This is a genomic window from Dactylosporangium sp. NPDC000244, assembly GCF_040300725.1.
In the GTDB taxonomy this organism is placed as follows: Bacteria; Actinomycetota; Actinomycetes; order Mycobacteriales; family Micromonosporaceae; genus Dactylosporangium.
In genome coordinates, this window is the sequence record NZ_JBEPEH010000036.1 from 1 (window position 1) to 15153 (window position 15153).

Genomic DNA, 15153 nt, shown 5'->3' on the forward strand with positions numbered 1-15153 from the left:
GGGAGCGGGCGGCGCGGGCGCAATGCGGCGCGGACGCGCGGGGTCACCGGGCGACACCCGTCCGCGTGGCCGGGCCGCGACGGGCGCGCGGGTGGCTAGACGAAGAAGTAGGTGAACGGGGCCCACGGCAGGTTGCGCAGGATGCTGAAGACCAGCCAGGCGACCAGGAAGCCGATCAGCGCGCCGTTCGAGATGCGCAGCATGGGCAGCTTGAAGCGCAGGTTCAGCTTGTTCACGGTCCAGGCCACGTAGAGGTACGCCAGGAACGGGGCGGCGAAGACCAGCATGGCGTGGTGGTGGGCGGCCGCGGGGATGTCGCCGTGCAGCATGTACCACGCGGCACGGGTCCCGCCGCAGCCCGGGCAGTCGAAGCCGGTCAGCAGCTTGACCAGGCACGTCGGCGGATCCGAGGCGCCGGCGCTCGTGGGCTTCATGAGCAGCGTGTACGCCACCCCACCCGAGATCAGTGCGCCCACCCCGGCCGGGCCGGCCCAGGCGGGCAGGCGCTCGATCAGGCGCTGGAAGCGGCCCTTGGGGGGCTGGTAGGCGTAGTGGTACACCGGCGGCAGCGACACGCTCGTGGGCGCGGTGGGCGCGCCCAGCTCGGGCACGTCGGGCAGCACTCCCTCGAGTGACCCGGGCACTGGGGCCGACATCGGTGACGTCACAAAACCAAGCTACACCGGCCCGGCCAGCCATCGACCATCCGGAAGTCCCGTGAGATCAATCCGAAGGACGACACCCCGGGCCCTTCGCGGCTCCAACGTGCCTGATGCACGACGGACCCGCCGCGGCCGCGAGGAGACCTGGCCGCCGCAGCCGCAAGGGACGCCCCCGCCCGCACGGACGAGCCCACGGCCGGCCCGAAAGCGCGGGGCGCAACCGTCGTAGCCGAGGCCCGAGCGCACGACCCGACACGCGGAGCGAGCCCGTAGCCGCGGCACACGAGCGCACGGCCTGAAAGCGCGGAGCGAGCCCGTGGCCGAGGCCGAAGCGGTAGGGCCTACGGCGGCGACGAGGACAACGCCTTGGCCAGGGGCTCGGCGAAGTCGCCGCGCTGGGGCAGGTCCACCTCCCCCAGGCCCAGCCAGCCCGCGAACCGCCGCAGCTCCGCCGCCAGCGCCTCGGCGACCTCGCCCGGAGCCGGCGCGCCGCGGCCCTTCAGGGGCTCGATCCACGCCGCCGGGACCTGCAGCACGCCGGCCTTGCGGTCCGCCTTGAGGTCGACGCGGGCCACGAGGCGGTCGCCGAGGAGGAAGGGCAGGACGTAGTACCCGTACAACCGCTGCAGCGGAGGCACGTAGATCTCGATGCGGTAGTTGAACCCGAACAGGCGCTCGACCCGGGCGCGCTCCCACATCAGCGGGTCGAAGGGGCTCACCAGGGTCGCGGTGGTGATGCGGCGCGGGGCGCGGGCCTCGGCGTGGAGGTAGGCGCGCGGCGTCCAGCCCTCGACCTCGACGGGCACGAGCTCGCCGGCCTCCACCAGGTCGGCGATCGCCTGGCGGGCGCCGGCCAGCGGGAGCCGGAAGTAGTCGCGCAGCTCCGGCTCGGCGGCCACGCCCAGGCCGCGGGCGGCGACGCGGACCAGCTCCCGGTACGACTCCTCGTCACTCGGCGTGGGTGCGTTCACGATCTCGGGCGGCAGGATGCGCTCCGGCACGTCGTACACGCGGGCGAAGGCGGAGTTGCGGCGCGCGACGCTCACCTCGCCGGTGTAGAAGAGCCACTCGATCGCGGTCTTGGTGTCGGACCAGTTCCAGCCCCAGTGGTCCTTGCGCCGCGGCTGCACCAGGTCGCCCTCGACCTCGGCGGCGCTGATCGGCCCCTTGGCACGGATCTCCTCGAGCACCCAGCGCACGAGTTCGGGCTGCTCGCGGGCGATGCGCTGCATACGGCCCCAGGCGGCACCGGAGCGCATGCGCCAGCGCAGCATCGGCTGGAGCCGGACAGGCACGAGGGAGGCCTCATGCGCCCAGTACTCGAACAGCTCCCGCGGCCGGCGATAGGCCAGCCGGTCCAGGAGGGCCGGGTCGTAGGGGCCGAGGCGGCTGTAGGCGGGCAGGTAGTGCGCGCGCTGGACGATGTTGACCGAGTCGATCTGGAGCAGCCCCGTGCGCTCCAGCACGCGGCGCAGGTGGCGGCGCTCGGGGACGGCCCCGGGCACCCGGTCGGCGAAGCCCGAGGCGGCGAGGGCGATCCGGCGGGCCTGGGTCAGCGTCAGGTACTCGCTCATCGCCAAGGAGGCTAGCGCGAGGGTACGACAGAATTTGGATTCCGGCATTTCGCCTGTCGGGGTATAAATCCGATAAGTCGTGCGCGGAGCGCCCGACTTATCGAAGAGCACCGGAGAGCACGCGGCCCGACACGGCACGCGGCCCGACACGGCACGCGGCCCGACCTATCGCCAAACAGAGCGGCCCGGCACCCCCGCAGCAGCAGGGAGTCGCCGGGCCGAGCAGAGCAGAGAGCGGTCAAGCGCCGACCAACGGCCGCCGCGGCTCCTCCCGCGCGTGAAACGCCTCCGTCACCTTGCGGTCGATCTCCACGAGATCGGGATCGGGCACGTCCTCGACGCTCGGGCCGCCCGCCTCTCCCGGCTTGCCCGAAGGCCGCTGGCTCGCCCCGGTGTCCGCGGGCTCCCGGATCGGCAGGCCGAACAGGAGGCCGATCATCAGCAGGATGTACGCGTTGCTGCCGATCAGGCCGAGCCCGTCGAACTTCGCGTGGAAGGCCCACGGCGTGCGGCTGCACAGCAGCGCGAACGAGAACCCGAAGAGGATCGCGAGGTTGCGCCGGCGCCGGGGGTCGAGTGAGCGGTCGGTCGCGTAGTCGAAGAGCACCACGATCGCGGGGATCGTCCACACGAGGTGGTGGATCCAGGTGATCGGGCTGACCATGCACCCGACGAGCCCGGTCAGGGCCAGCCCGGCGACCTCGTCGCGGTGCTTGACGGCACGGCGGGCGCGCCAGTACCACACCGCGAGCGTGATCAGCACGAGCAGCAGCCACAGCGGCTTCATCGGCTCCGGGTTGAAGATCCGCCCGACGAGGCCGGTGAGCGCCTGGTTCGACACGAACGTCGGCGAGCCCACGCGGTCGGTGTTCCACACCGCGTCGGTCCAGAAGACGCGGGAGGCGTCGGGGGCGAACGTCGCGGCGAGCCAGGTCGCGGCCGTGGCGGTCGCGGCCGAGACGGCGGCGGCGCGCCAGCGGCGGGTGATCACCAGGTAGACGATGAAGACGCCCGGGGTGAGCTTGATCGCCGTGGCCAGGCCGATGCCGATGCCGCCGAGCTTGTGCCCGTTGCGCACCAGCAGCATCACGTCGGCGACCACGAGGAACAGCACGAGGATGTTGACCTGGCCGAAGTTCACGGTCTCGCGCACCGGCTCGAAGGCCGCGGCGAGCGCCATGGCGATGCCCATCGCGTACCAGTACGACCAGCCCTGCCGCTTGAACACCGGGCCGAGCAGCCAGGTGAAGATCGCGAGCATGGCCACCACGTTCATGGTCACGCTGATCGCGATGGCGGTGTTCCAGCTGATCAGCGACATCGGCGTCATGAGCGCGGCGGCGAACGGCGGATACGTGAAGCCGTACGGCGTGCCGGGCGTCAGGTAGTCGTAGATGTCTCCGCCGCGGTTGACCCAGTAGTCCATCGCGCCGTAGTAGACCTTGAGGTCGAAGAACCCGTTGTGTGCCGCGGCCACCACCAGGAAGCCCCACACGACGGCCCAGACGGCCACCACGATGAGCGCCTTCCGGACGCCGGGCCGCAGCCTGGGCCGGACGGCGCTCGCTTCGGCGTCCCGTCCCCGCTCCGCCACCTGATCTGCCCTCCTGCTCACCGCTGCCGACATCCAACTAGGCCGAGACTGCCATCAAAGCCTCAGAGTCCCGTCACAGAAGACCCAACGGTCTCGCAGGCCGAACTGTGACGTGCGGGCGCTACCCCGCCGAGTCGTGCTTCACACAAAATCCGTAGGCTGCTGCTTCATGACGCTCGGGTTCGTCCGTCCGGCGCGGCTCGACGACGTCGTCGAGATCGCGCGTGTCCAACTCTCGACCTGGCGGGTCGCGTATCGGCGACTGCTGCCCAAACACATCCTCGACCGTCTGGACGAGGACTGGATTACCCGCAGGTGGCGAGACGCAATCGCGGAGCCACCGAGTCCGAAGCACCGGGTGCTCGTGGCGGTGGAACAGGTCGATTCGCCCGGCTCCACGCCAGAGTCAGCATACGTCGTGGGTTTTGCCGCGTCAGGTCCGGCAGACGACAGCGTGCTCGCCCCGGACGAAGATCACACCGTCCTTGACAAGGCATTTGCGTCCGCCGCGGCGATCACGGACGTGCTGGTCGAGCCCCGTTGGGGGCGCCGCGGCCACGGCAGCCGTTTACTGGCGGCAAGTGTGGATTTGTGGCGGTCTGACGGATTCACGACAGCGCTTGCGTGGACGTTCGCTGACGACGGTGTTACGCGTCGATTTCTCGAAGGGGCCGGCTGGGCGCCCGACGGGGTCGGGCGCTCGCTGGACATCGATGATCTGCTGGTGCCGCAGGTACGGTGGCACACGTCACTCGAGGAAGCGCCCGTTATCGGGGCGTGACGGTGTTGCGGCCCAATGGAGGCCCGCCGTTCCCAGGATGTGGACGATCAGCCGAGCAGCTCGCCGAGCCCGACCGTGAGGCCCGGGCGGGTGATGACGGAGCGCACCGCCAGCAGTACACCCGGCATGAACGAGACCCGGTCGTAGGAGTCGTGCCGCAGCGTCAGGGTCTCCCCCGCGGTGCCGAAGAGCACCTCCTGGTGGGCGACCAGGCCGGTGGCGCGCAGCGCGTGCACGCGGACGCCCTCGACGTCGCTGCCGCGGGCGCCGGCCATCTCCTCCTTGGTCGCGTCGGGGACCGGTCCCAGGCCGGCCTCGGCGCGCGCCTCGGCGATGATCTGCGCGGTGCGCAGGGCGGTGCCGCTCGGGGCGTCGATCTTCTTGGGGTGGTGCATCTCGACGATCTCGACCGACTCGAAGTGCCGGGCGGCCTTGGCGGCGAACTCCATCAGCAGCACCGCCCCGATGGCGAAGTTCGGCGCGATCACGACCCCGAGCTCCGGGTGGGCGGCGACCTTGTCCCGCACGAGCTCGATCCGCTCGGCGGTGAACCCGGAGGTGCCGATCACCATGCTGATGCCGTGCTCGAGGCAGAAGTCGATGTTGGCGAACACGGCGTCGGGCGTGGTGAAGTCCACCATCACCTGGACGCCCCGCACGTCCTCGAGGACGTCGCCCGCGTCGGCCGCGGCCACGAGGACCATGTCGTCGGCGCCGCTGACAGCGTTGACCACCTCGGTGCCCATGCGGCCCCGCGCACCCAGCACCCCGACCCGGATCATCTCAGTCACGCGACCAAACTAGCGGGTCAGCTCAGGGCGTCCGCGAACGCCCCTTGCTCGAAGTCGCCGATGACGGCCAGCGACATCGGGCGCGCCAGCAGTTCCTCGGTGACCTTGCGGACCTGCTCGGGGGTGACCTCGTCGACGCGGCGCAGCACCTCGTCGACGGAGAGCAGCTCGTCGTACAGCAGCTCGCCCTTGCCCAGCCGGCTCATGCGGGAGCCGGTGTCCTCGAGCCCGAGCACCACGGCGCCCTTGAGCATGCCCTTGCCCCGCTCGACCTCGGCGTCGGTGAGGCCCTCGGCCGCGATCCGGGTGAGCTCCTCGCGGGTGATGGCGAGGACCTCCTCCACCTTGCCGGGCGCGCACCCGGCGTACACGCCGAAGAGCCCGGCGTCGCTGTACTGCGACGTGAAGGAGTACACCGAGTAGGCGAGGCCGCGCTGTTCCCGGATCACCTGGAACAGCCGGCTCGACATGCCGCCGCCGAGCACGTTGTTGAGCGCGCCGAGCGCCCAGCGGTCCTCGTGCTGGCGCGGGTAGCCCGAGCAGCCCAGCACCAGGTGCGCCTGCTCGGTGTCCTTGTTGCGCACGACGACCTGCCCGGAGCGGGTCGGCACCTTGGCGGTGCGCGAGCGCCGGGGCGCGGGCACGGCCGCGTCGCCCCAGCCGGCCCGGTCGAACGCCGCGCGGACGGCCCGGACCACCTTGGCGTGGTCGAGGTTGCCCGCGGCGGCGATGACCATGGTCTCGGGGCGGTACCGGCGGCGGTAGAAGCCGTCGATCTGCTTGCGCGTCAACGCCGAGATACTCGCCACGGTGCCGGAGATCTGGCGGCCGAGCGGGTGCGTGCCGTACACGGCCTCGGTGAAGACGTCGTGCACCTCGTCGCCGGGCTCGTCGTCGTGCATGGCGATCTCCTCGAGGATCACCCCGCGCTCGACCTCGACGTCCGCCTCGGTCAGCACCGAGTCGGTCACGAGGTCACAGACGACGTCGATGGCCAGCGGCAGGTCCGCGTCGAGCACCCGCGCGTAGTAGCACGTGTACTCCTTCGCGGTGAACGCGTTGGTCTCCCCGCCGACCGCCTCGATCTGCGCGGAGATGTCCAGCGCGGTGCGCCGCTTGGTGCCCTTGAACAGCAGGTGCTCGAGGAAGTGCGAGACGCCCGACAGCGTGGGCGTCTCGTCCCGCGAGCCGATGCCGACCCAGACCCCGAACGAGACGCTCCGCATCGCGGGAATCGACTCGGTCAGGATCCGCAGCCCGTTGGGCAGCACGGTACGGCGTACCGTGCCGCCCAGCGGGTCGTCGGACAACGTCTGGGTCGTTGCTCGACTCGCCATAGGTCAGTCGCGCCGGCTGCGCCGACGACGGAACTCGCCGCCCTCGCCGCCTTCTTCGCCGGCCGGGGCACCACCCTCGCCACCCTCGCCACCCTCGGCGGACTGGCGGGGAGCGCGGTCGCCACGGTCGCGCCGCGGACCACGGTCACCGCGGTCGCCACGGTCGCCGCCGCTGCGGGCCGGGCGCTCGCCACCCTCGGCCGGCGCCGGCGGCTGCTCGCCCTCGGCCAGCACCTTGTCAAGGTAGATCTTGCCGCGGTTGTCGATGTCCGCGATCTGCACCTCGACCTTGTCGCCGACGTTGAGGAAGTCCTCGACCTTCTCGACGCGCTTGCCGTTGCCCACCTTGGAGATGTGCAGCAGGCCGTCGCGGCCGGGCAGCAGCGAGATGAACGCGCCGAACGCGGCCGTCTTCACCACGGTGCCGAGGAACTTGTCGCCGACCTTCGGCATGGTCGGGTTGGCGATCGCGTTGATCCGCTCGACCGCGGCCTCGGCCGACGGGCCGTCGGTCGCGCCGACGTAGATCGTGCCGTCGTCCTCGATGCTGATCTCGGCGCCGGTCTCGTCCTGGATCGCGTTGATGGTCTGGCCCTTGGGGCCGATCACCATGCCGATCTTGTCGACCGGGATGCGCACCGTGGTGACCCGCGGCGCGTACTGGCTCATGCCCGCCGGCGACTCGATCGCCTCGGCCATCACGTCGAGGATGACGTGCCGCGCGTCGTGGGCCTGCTGCAGGGCGCCGGCCAGCACGTCCGACGGGATGCCGTCGAGCTTGGTGTCCAGCTGCAGCGCGGTGACGAACTCACGGGTGCCGGCGACCTTGAAGTCCATGTCGCCGAACGCGTCCTCGGCGCCGAGGATGTCGGTCAGCGTGACGTACGACGTCTTGCCGTCGACCTCGTCGGAGATCAGGCCCATCGCGATGCCCGCGACCGGCGCCTTGAGCGGCACGCCGGCCGACAGCAGCGCCATGGTGGAGGCGCAGACCGAGCCCATGCTGGTCGAGCCGTTGGAGCCCAGCGCCTCGGAGACCTGCCGGATCGCGTACGGGAACTCCTCGCGCGTCGGCAGGACCGGGATCAGGGCCCGCTCGGCGAGCGCGCCGTGGCCGATCTCGCGCCGCTTCGGGGCGCCCACGCGGCCGGTCTCACCGGTGCTGTACGGCGGGAAGTTGTAGTTGTGCATGTAGCGCTTGGACTTCTCCGGCGCCAGGGTGTCCAGCGTCTGCTCCATGCGCAGCATGTTCAGCGTGGTGACGCCCAGGATCTGCGTCTCGCCGCGCTCGAACAGCGCCGAGCCGTGCACGCGGGGCAGGACCTGCACCTCGGCGGTCAGCGGCCGGATGTCGCGCGGGCCGCGGCCGTCGATGCGGACCTGCTCGCGCAGCACGCGGGCGCGGACCTCGTTCTTGGTCAGCGAGCGCAGCGCGGCGCCGATCTCCTTCTCGCGCCCCTCGAGCTGGCCGGCGACGCGCTCGAAGGCGGCCTCCTTGACCCGGTCGAGGGCCTCCTCGCGCTCCGCCTTGCCGGCGATGCGCAGGGCCTCGGCGACCTCGTCCTTCACCGCGCCGGCGACGGCCTCGTAGGCGTCGGGCTGGTAGTCGAGGAAGGTCGGGAACTCCTGCACCGGCTTCGCGGCCACGTCGGCCAGCTCGGCCTGGGCCCGGCACAGCTCGCGGATCGCGGGCTTGGACGCCTCGAGACCGCCGGCGACGACCTCCTCGGTCGGCGCGGGCGCGCCACCGGCGACGAGGGCGACGGTGTGCTCGGTGGCCTCGGCCTCGACCATCATGATCGCGACATCGCCGTCAGGCAGGACCCGGCCGGCCACGACCATGTCGAAGGTGGCCCGGCCGAGCTCCTCGACGGTCGGGAACGCCACCCACTGCCCGTCGATGTGGGCCATGCGGGTCGCGCCGATCGGGCCGGAGAACGGCAGGCCCGACAGCTTGGTCGACAGCGAGGCGGCGTTGATCGCCACGACGTCGTACGGGTGGGCCGGGTCGAGCGCGAGAACCGTCTCGACGACCTGGACCTCGTTGCGCAGGCCCTTGACGAAGGACGGGCGCAGCGGGCGGTCGATGAGCCGGCAGGTGAGGATCGCGTCCTCGCTCGGCCGGCCCTCGCGGCGGAAGAAGGAGCCGGGGATGCGCCCGGCCGCGTACATGCGCTCCTCGACGTCCACCGTGAGCGGGAAGAAGTCGAACTGCTCCTTGGGCTGCTTGCCGGCGGTCGTCGCGGACATCACGACGGTCTCGCCGAGCTGGGCCAGGGCCGAGCCGGCCGCCTGACGGGCGAGGCGCCCGGTGGAGAAGGTGATCTCCCGGGTGCCGAACGAGCCGTTGTCGATGACGGCCTTGCTGCTGTGGGTACCGAGAGTGCTCTGCTCGGTCATGTGTGGTGTAGCTCCCTTTTGGGTCGTTGGTTCGCCCTCGGCGGAGCTGTCTGCGGCCGGTCTTCGATCGAAGCTCACGGGGTGAGTCCTTCACCCGGAAGCCACTACCGAGGACCGGTGCGCCGACCCGCTCGGCGGGGCGCTGCCATTTCAGTGTGTCACTACTCGACGGGGGAGCGGCGGATCTCCGCCACTCCCCCGTTTGCGAGTCGTTATCGCCGCAGGCCGAGCCGCTCGATCAGCGAGCGGTAGCGGGCGATGTCGCTGCGCTGCAGGTAGTTCAGCAGGCGGCGGCGCCGGCCGACCAGCAGGAGCAGGCCGCGGCGGCTGTGGTGGTCGTGCTTGTGCTGCTTGAGGTGCTCAGTGAGGTCCGCGATCCGCTTGGTCAGCATCGCCACCTGGACCTCCGGCGAACCGGTGTCGCCCTCGGCGGTCGCGTACTTGCCCATGATCTCGGTCTTCTGCGCAGAGTCGAGCGCCATAATCTCCCTTTGCCGTGGATTCGTCGGCCGGCTCCCGCGGCGTCGTGCAGGCAGCCTGACCCCCGCCGGTCACCCGGCGTCAATCCAAGGCTAACAGACCGGCCGGTTCACGCCTGCATCGGACCGTTGCGCAGCACGTCACGAGTCTGCTCGACGTCCTCCGCGATCTGCGCGATGAGCGGCTCGATGCCCTGGTAGACGCGCTGCTCGCGCAGGCGGTCGGCGAAGTCGAGGCTCACCCGCTCGCCGTAGAGGTCACCCTCGAAGTCGAGCACGAACGCCTCGACGCGCCGCTCCTTGCCGGAGAAGGTCGGGTTGGTGCCGATCGACACCGCCGCCGGCAGCCGGGCGCCGTCGCGGTCCCGGTTGAGCCAGGCCGCGTAGATGCCGTCCGCGGGCACCGCCGAGCGGGCCGGGACGAGCAGGTTCGCGGTGGGAAAGCCCAGCTCGCGACCCCGCTGGTCACCCCGCACCACGACACCCTCGAGCCGGTGCGGCCGTCCGAGCGCGCGCGCCGCCGCCACGACGTCACCCGCGTCGACGCAGCTTCGGATGTACGTCGAGGAGAACACCGTCCCCTCGTCCGCGACGAGCGGCGCTCCCTCGACCGCGAACCCGAACGTGCGCCCGAGCCGCGTGAGCAGCTCCACGTCGCCGGCCTGCCGGTGGCCGAAGCGGAAGTTCTCGCCGACCACGACCAGGGCCGTGTGCAGGTGCTCGACGAGCGCGTCGTGGACGAACTCCTCCGGCTCCAGCCGCGAGTACTCCGCCGTGAACGGGATCACGCACAGCACGTCGACGCCGAGCGCCTCGATGAGCTCCGCCTTGCGCGCGGGCTCGGTGAGCACGGCCGGGTGCGAGCCGGGGCGCACGACCTCGGCCGGGTGCGGGTCGAACGTGACGACGACCGAGCGCACGCCGAGCTCGCCGGCCCGCTTCACGGCGTGGCCGATGATCTGCTGGTGGCCGCGGTGGACGCCGTCGAAGACCCCGATCGTCGTGACCGCGCGACCCCATCCCCCGGGCGCCGCCTGGGTTCCCCGCCACCGCTGCATGCCGCTGAGCCTACTTGGCCGCCCCGCCGCCCTTCCCGGCGGCGCGGCGGATCGCCCTGGATCCATGTCTTATGACCCGTCGGGGTATAAATCCGAAATGTCGCGGCGCGGCAGCGCCCGGCATTTCGGCGCGGCCCGGCATTTCGGCGCTGCCCGCTAGGGCACGAGCACGATCTCCGGGCGGGCCTTGCCGTCGCGCTCCTGGACGATCGCGAGCACGGTGCCGTCCGGGGCGAAGACCGCGTAGGGCTCCGCGATCCCGATCGGCGCGAGCGGCCCGCCGTGCGACAGCACCCGGGCCTCGTCCGGCGAGGCGTCCCGGCGCGGGAAGCAGCGGTCCGCGGCGGCGGGCAGCGGCATGGTCACGGGGTCCTCGAGCGCGGCGAGCTCGTCCAGGGTCGCGGCCTCGGCCAGCGTGAAGGCGCCCACCGCGGTGCGCCGCAGGGCCGTCAGGTGCCCGCCCACGCCGAGAGTCGCGCCCAGGTCGCGCGCGAGGGCGCGGATGTACGTGCCCGACGAGCAGGCCACGTCCACGTCGAGGTCCACGTGCGCGCCCATGCGGCGCACGGCGAGCGCGTCGAGGCGGGAGACGGTCACGGGGCGGGCCGCGAGCGCGACCTCCTCGCCGGAGCGGACGCGGTGGTAGGAGCGCACGCCGCCGACCTTGATGGCCGACACGGCGCTCGGGACCTGCAGGATGTCGCCGCGCAGCGGGGCCAGGGCGGTGTCGAGGTCCGCGTCGGTGACCGTCGAGGCGTCCGTGCGCGCGACGACCTCGCCCTCGGCGTCGTCGGTGACCGTGGACTCGCCGAGGCGGATCGTCGCCGTGTACTCCTTCGTGCTCCCGATCACGTACGTCAGCAGCCGCGTCGCCTTCTCCACGCCCACGATGAGCACGCCGGTGGCCATCGGGTCGAGGGTGCCGCCGTGCCCGACCCGCCGCGTCCGCGCGATCCGGCGCATGCGCGACACGACGTCGTGCGAGGTCATGCCGCCGGGCTTGTCGACGACGACAAGGCCGCCCGGGGTCGCCGCCTTCTGAGCCATGCGCGACACCCTAACGGTCAGCCGAACTGCACGAGGCAGTGCCACAAGTACTTGAGCGACTGCAGTACCTCGGGCGGGGAGCCCCAGGGCCCCGGGTCGCGGGCGGCCGCCCCGATCAGCGCCGGGTCCACGATCGGCACACCGTAGTGCGCACACAGCGAGCGGGCGAGCACCGGGATCTCGGGCCCGCGGAACTCGGCCGGGATGTCGGCCGGGGCGAGGCGGAATCCGGGGCGCCACTCGACCGCCAGCCCGTAGCGCGCGGTGAGCTCGGCCGAGGCTTCGGCGGTACCGCATCCGGAGTTCTTGAAACAGCTGTCCAGCACCAGCGCCTCGACGTCGTCGGCCAGGCGCACGGGGCCGTGGATCTGGGCCTCGACGTAGTCGTCCAGCGCGCGCCCGGGCGCGGCCGGCCGCGGCCGGCTCAGCGCGTCCGCGCCGTGGCGGGCGTGCAGCGCGGCGAGCACGGCGCCGAACGCGTCGGCGGTCCCGGCCTCGGTCGGGTGCCCGGCGCTGTCGCCGAACGTGAACGTCGCCCACTGCCGCACGTGCGGGCGCAGCCGCAGGTGGGCCGAGCCGAAGCGGGGCGCGGCGCCGTCGTCGTGGTGCAGGAGGTTGAGCGCGCCGTACTTCGGGCGATCGGGCGCGCGCACGCCGGGCCGCTGGTAGGCGCCGCCGAACATCCGCTCCTCCCAGCGGTCGCGGTCGCCGCCCGGGAACGCGGTCAGGCCGCCGTTGGAGATGCCGGTCTCGAACTGGCTGCGGAAGCGCCCGTCGGCGAGGAGGCCGCCGATGACGGTGCCGCCGCCGGCGCTGCGGTCCGGGTGGAAGTTGATCGTGATGGGCGCGTCGACGCCGAGGGCCGGGGCCCCGCCGCGACCGCGCACGTGGGCGACGGCCTCGACCTGCGCCTCGGTCAGCACGGCGTCATCGTACGGCGCCGGCCACCGCCCAGCGGTCCCCCGCGAGCCGCCACAGCAGCCCGGCGAGGCGCAGCGCGATGAACAGCGTGAGCGCCGCCCACACGCCGCGCAGGCCGGCGCCGAGCAGGTACGCCAGCCAGATCCCCGGCAGGAACCCGCCCAGCGCGCTGACGAGCGTGAGGTTGCGCAGGTAGCCGACGTCCCCGGCGCCGAGGAAGACCCCGTCGAGGGCGAACACGACGCCCGCGGCCGGCATCATCGCCACGAAGAACCACCAGGCGTGGCGCGCCTGGGCGTACACCTCCGGGTCGGCCCCGAACCACGGCCGCACGGCGAGCAGCGCGGCCGCGACGAGCACGGCGAACCCGGCGCCGGCGATGAGCCCGGCGACCGTGATCCGCCGGGCGAGGTGGCGCGCCTCGGCGACGCGCTCGCCCCCGAGCGCGGCCCCGACGAGCGACTGGGCCGCGATGGCCAGCGCGTCGAGGGCGAGTGCGGTGAAGAAGAACAGCTGGATGGCGATCTGGTGCGCGGCGAGCGCGGCGTCGCCGAAGCGGGCCGCGACCGCGGACGCGGACAGGAAGCAGGCCTGGAACGCGGCGCCGCGCAGCAGCAGGTCGCGCCCGAGCGCGAGCTGGCGGCCGATGACCGCGAGGTGCGGGCGCAGCGCGACGCGCTCGGACACGAGCGCCCGCACGAACAGCAGCCCGACGACGGTCTGGGCGGTGATGTTGGCGACGGCGGAGCCGGTGAGGCCGAGGCCGGCCGGGTACACCAGGAGCGGGCACAGCACGGCGGAGAGCGCGTTGGCGGCGAGCACGTAGTAGAGCGGGCGGCGGGTGTCCTGCACGCCGCGCATCCAGCCGTTGCCGGCGGTGCCGAGCATGAGCCCGGGCGCGCCGAGCGCGGCGATGCGCAGCCAGCCCTCGGCGGTGGACGCGACCTCGCCCGCCCCGCCCGCGAGGACGCGGGTGAGCGGGCCGGCCGCGGCCTCGAGCACGAGCAGGATGACGACGCCGCCGCCGAGCGCGAGCCAGGAGGCCTGGACGCCCTCCTCCACCGCCTCCGCACGCTGCCCGGCCCCGAAGCGGCGGGCGGCGCGGCCGGTGGTGCCGTAGGCGAGCACGGTGCCCAGCCACACGGCGAACGACATGACGGAGCCGCCGATGGCCAGCCCGGCGAGCTGGGTGCGCCCGAGGTGGCCGACGACGGCGGTGTCCACGAGGACGTAGAGGGGTTCGGCGGCGAGTACCACGAGCGCCGGGATGGCCAGCGCGGCCACCCGGCGCATCGTGGGAACCTGATCGACCGTCACTCGGTCATCGTAAGGTCTGGTAGTGCTCTCGGCAGTTACCGGGCGGCACAACCTCCGGGAAACCTTGACGTCACACAGGGCGTCCCGGCTTCCCGGAGCTTGCGTCGGATCAGGTGCTCAGCCGCGGCGGTCCATGGACATCTGCAGCGCGGCGCGGGCACGCTCGCGGGTGTCGGCGGCCGGCTCCTGCGGCTTCGGCTGGGGCTTCTGCTGGTCAGGCATGACGCTGGTCTCCTCTGGAGCATGATGCTGATGGTCGGTGCGTACTCGGTCGCGCCGGGGTCACCGGTAGACACGCGCCGCACACGCCAAGGAGACCGACGTGGGTGGTGTCGGCCTGCTGACAGTGGTGGCTGCGCACGTATTGACTCGCTTCCGGCAGAGTTGATCGGGCCGTGTCACCCGCCGCCGGTTCCGCCGCCTAGGAGCGGCGCGCCCGGGACGGGCAGCGAAGAATTCGTACTGTGCGCATATCCCTAAGTTATCGTTCAGGTCCAGTATGTGCGACGTTATCCCGCGATCTGGAACGGCGTGTCGCTGTCGCGAAAGATCAATTTCCCAGCTCAGCGGGCCAGGAAGTGCCAGCCGAGCCACCACCAGAAGCCGAACATGGCGATGCGGCCGACGGGCAGCGGACCCACGCGGTAGCGCATGACGACCCCGCACACGTCGCCGATGCCCGGCACCCGCGAGCCCTCGCGCCGGGAGGCGATCTCGACCGCCGCGAAGAGCCCGAGCGCCACGGTGAACAGCGCCGCGACGAGCACCTGCCCGGCGCTCACCGGCGCACCATCGCCCAGAACGCCCACAGCCAGCCGAAGTAGGCGGCCGCGCGGGCCCAGTAGTGCTCGAGCACCGGGTCGGCGAGGCGGGAGAGGGTCGGGTACGAGTGCGACCCGTTGAGGAACGTCGCGCCCTCGACGATGCCGAAGAGCAGCAGCGGCACCAGCCACCAGGCCGCCCCGCGCGGCAGCCGGGCCGGCGACGCCCGGCGCGGCACCGCGGCCGACATGCCGAGCCAGAACAGCACCCCGCCGGTGGCGAGGACGAGCAGGTTGGCCCGCAGCCCGAACGACGGCGAGGCGCCCCCGACGAGCGAGATGAGGGCGAAGACGGGTGTCAGCACTACCGGCCGGGCCCAGGCCCGGTCGACCTCCGCGGCAAGCTCGGGTCGGTCCATGTATCGATTGTC

At 72.2% G+C, this 15153-nt stretch carries 14 protein-coding genes; 1 reads left to right on the forward strand and 13 read right to left on the reverse strand.

Going from position 1 to position 15153, the window contains the following annotated elements:
- Positions 1-95: 95 nt before the first annotated feature.
- From ABT369_RS41110 to ABT369_RS41120, 3 genes are all read right to left on the reverse strand, one after another.
- Entirely contained in the window at positions 96-668 is a 573-nt protein-coding gene (locus tag ABT369_RS41110; protein WP_350620928.1) for a DUF2752 domain-containing protein, read from the reverse strand.
- 335 nt (positions 669-1003) lie between these two features.
- Positions 1004-2242, reverse strand: a complete 1239-nt coding sequence (locus ABT369_RS41115) for a winged helix-turn-helix domain-containing protein (protein WP_350620930.1) — start codon at positions 2240-2242, stop codon at positions 1004-1006.
- Positions 2243-2474: 232 nt separating this feature from the next.
- Positions 2475-3830: a glycosyltransferase family 87 protein gene (locus ABT369_RS41120; protein WP_350620932.1), complete on the reverse strand. Its 1356-nt coding sequence runs from the start codon at positions 3828-3830 to the stop codon at positions 2475-2477.
- A gap of 169 nt (positions 3831-3999) precedes the next feature.
- Between ABT369_RS41120 and ABT369_RS41125 the strand changes: the two genes are divergently transcribed.
- Complete coding sequence (locus ABT369_RS41125) at positions 4000-4611, forward strand: GNAT family N-acetyltransferase (protein WP_350620934.1); 612 nt, start codon at positions 4000-4002, stop codon at positions 4609-4611.
- Between the two features lie 47 nt (positions 4612-4658).
- On the opposite strand, the gene dapB is transcribed toward ABT369_RS41125, so the two are convergent.
- The 10 genes from dapB to ABT369_RS41175 form a co-directional block, all read right to left on the reverse strand.
- Entirely contained in the window at positions 4659-5393 is a 735-nt protein-coding gene (dapB, locus tag ABT369_RS41130) for a 4-hydroxy-tetrahydrodipicolinate reductase (protein WP_350621142.1), read from the reverse strand.
- Between the two features lie 26 nt (positions 5394-5419).
- Positions 5420-6739, reverse strand: coding sequence for a M16 family metallopeptidase (locus ABT369_RS41135; protein ID WP_350620936.1), 1320 nt, complete (start codon positions 6737-6739; stop codon positions 5420-5422).
- Between the two features lie 3 nt (positions 6740-6742).
- Positions 6743-9139 carry a polyribonucleotide nucleotidyltransferase gene (locus ABT369_RS41140; RefSeq protein WP_350620938.1) on the reverse strand — a complete coding sequence of 799 codons (2397 nt, stop codon included), beginning with the start codon at positions 9137-9139 and terminating at the stop codon, positions 6743-6745.
- Between the two features lie 212 nt (positions 9140-9351).
- Positions 9352-9621, reverse strand: a complete 270-nt coding sequence (gene rpsO / locus ABT369_RS41145; protein WP_350620940.1) for a 30S ribosomal protein S15 — start codon at positions 9619-9621, stop codon at positions 9352-9354.
- 107 nt (positions 9622-9728) lie between these two features.
- The gene (locus tag ABT369_RS41150) at positions 9729-10676 is read right to left on the reverse strand and encodes a bifunctional riboflavin kinase/FAD synthetase (protein WP_350620942.1); all 948 of its coding nucleotides are present in this window, start codon (positions 10674-10676) and stop codon (positions 9729-9731) included.
- A 156-nt stretch (positions 10677-10832) separates the two neighbouring features.
- On the reverse strand, positions 10833-11723 hold the full coding sequence (gene truB / locus ABT369_RS41155; protein ID WP_350620944.1) for a tRNA pseudouridine(55) synthase TruB: 891 nt from the start codon (positions 11721-11723) through the stop codon (positions 10833-10835).
- A 17-nt stretch (positions 11724-11740) separates the two neighbouring features.
- Complete coding sequence (locus ABT369_RS41160; RefSeq protein WP_350620946.1) at positions 11741-12646, reverse strand: DUF3626 domain-containing protein; 906 nt, start codon at positions 12644-12646, stop codon at positions 11741-11743.
- Positions 12647-12650: 4 nt separating this feature from the next.
- The gene (locus tag ABT369_RS41165; RefSeq protein WP_350621144.1) at positions 12651-13937 is read right to left on the reverse strand and encodes an MATE family efflux transporter; all 1287 of its coding nucleotides are present in this window, start codon (positions 13935-13937) and stop codon (positions 12651-12653) included.
- Positions 13938-14524: 587 nt separating this feature from the next.
- Positions 14525-14728, reverse strand: coding sequence for a DUF6186 family protein (locus ABT369_RS41170; protein WP_350621146.1), 204 nt, complete (start codon positions 14726-14728; stop codon positions 14525-14527).
- An 11-nt stretch (positions 14729-14739) separates the two neighbouring features.
- Positions 14740-15141, reverse strand: a complete 402-nt coding sequence (locus ABT369_RS41175) for a hypothetical protein (RefSeq protein WP_350620948.1) — start codon at positions 15139-15141, stop codon at positions 14740-14742.
- Positions 15142-15153 lie beyond the last annotated feature (12 nt).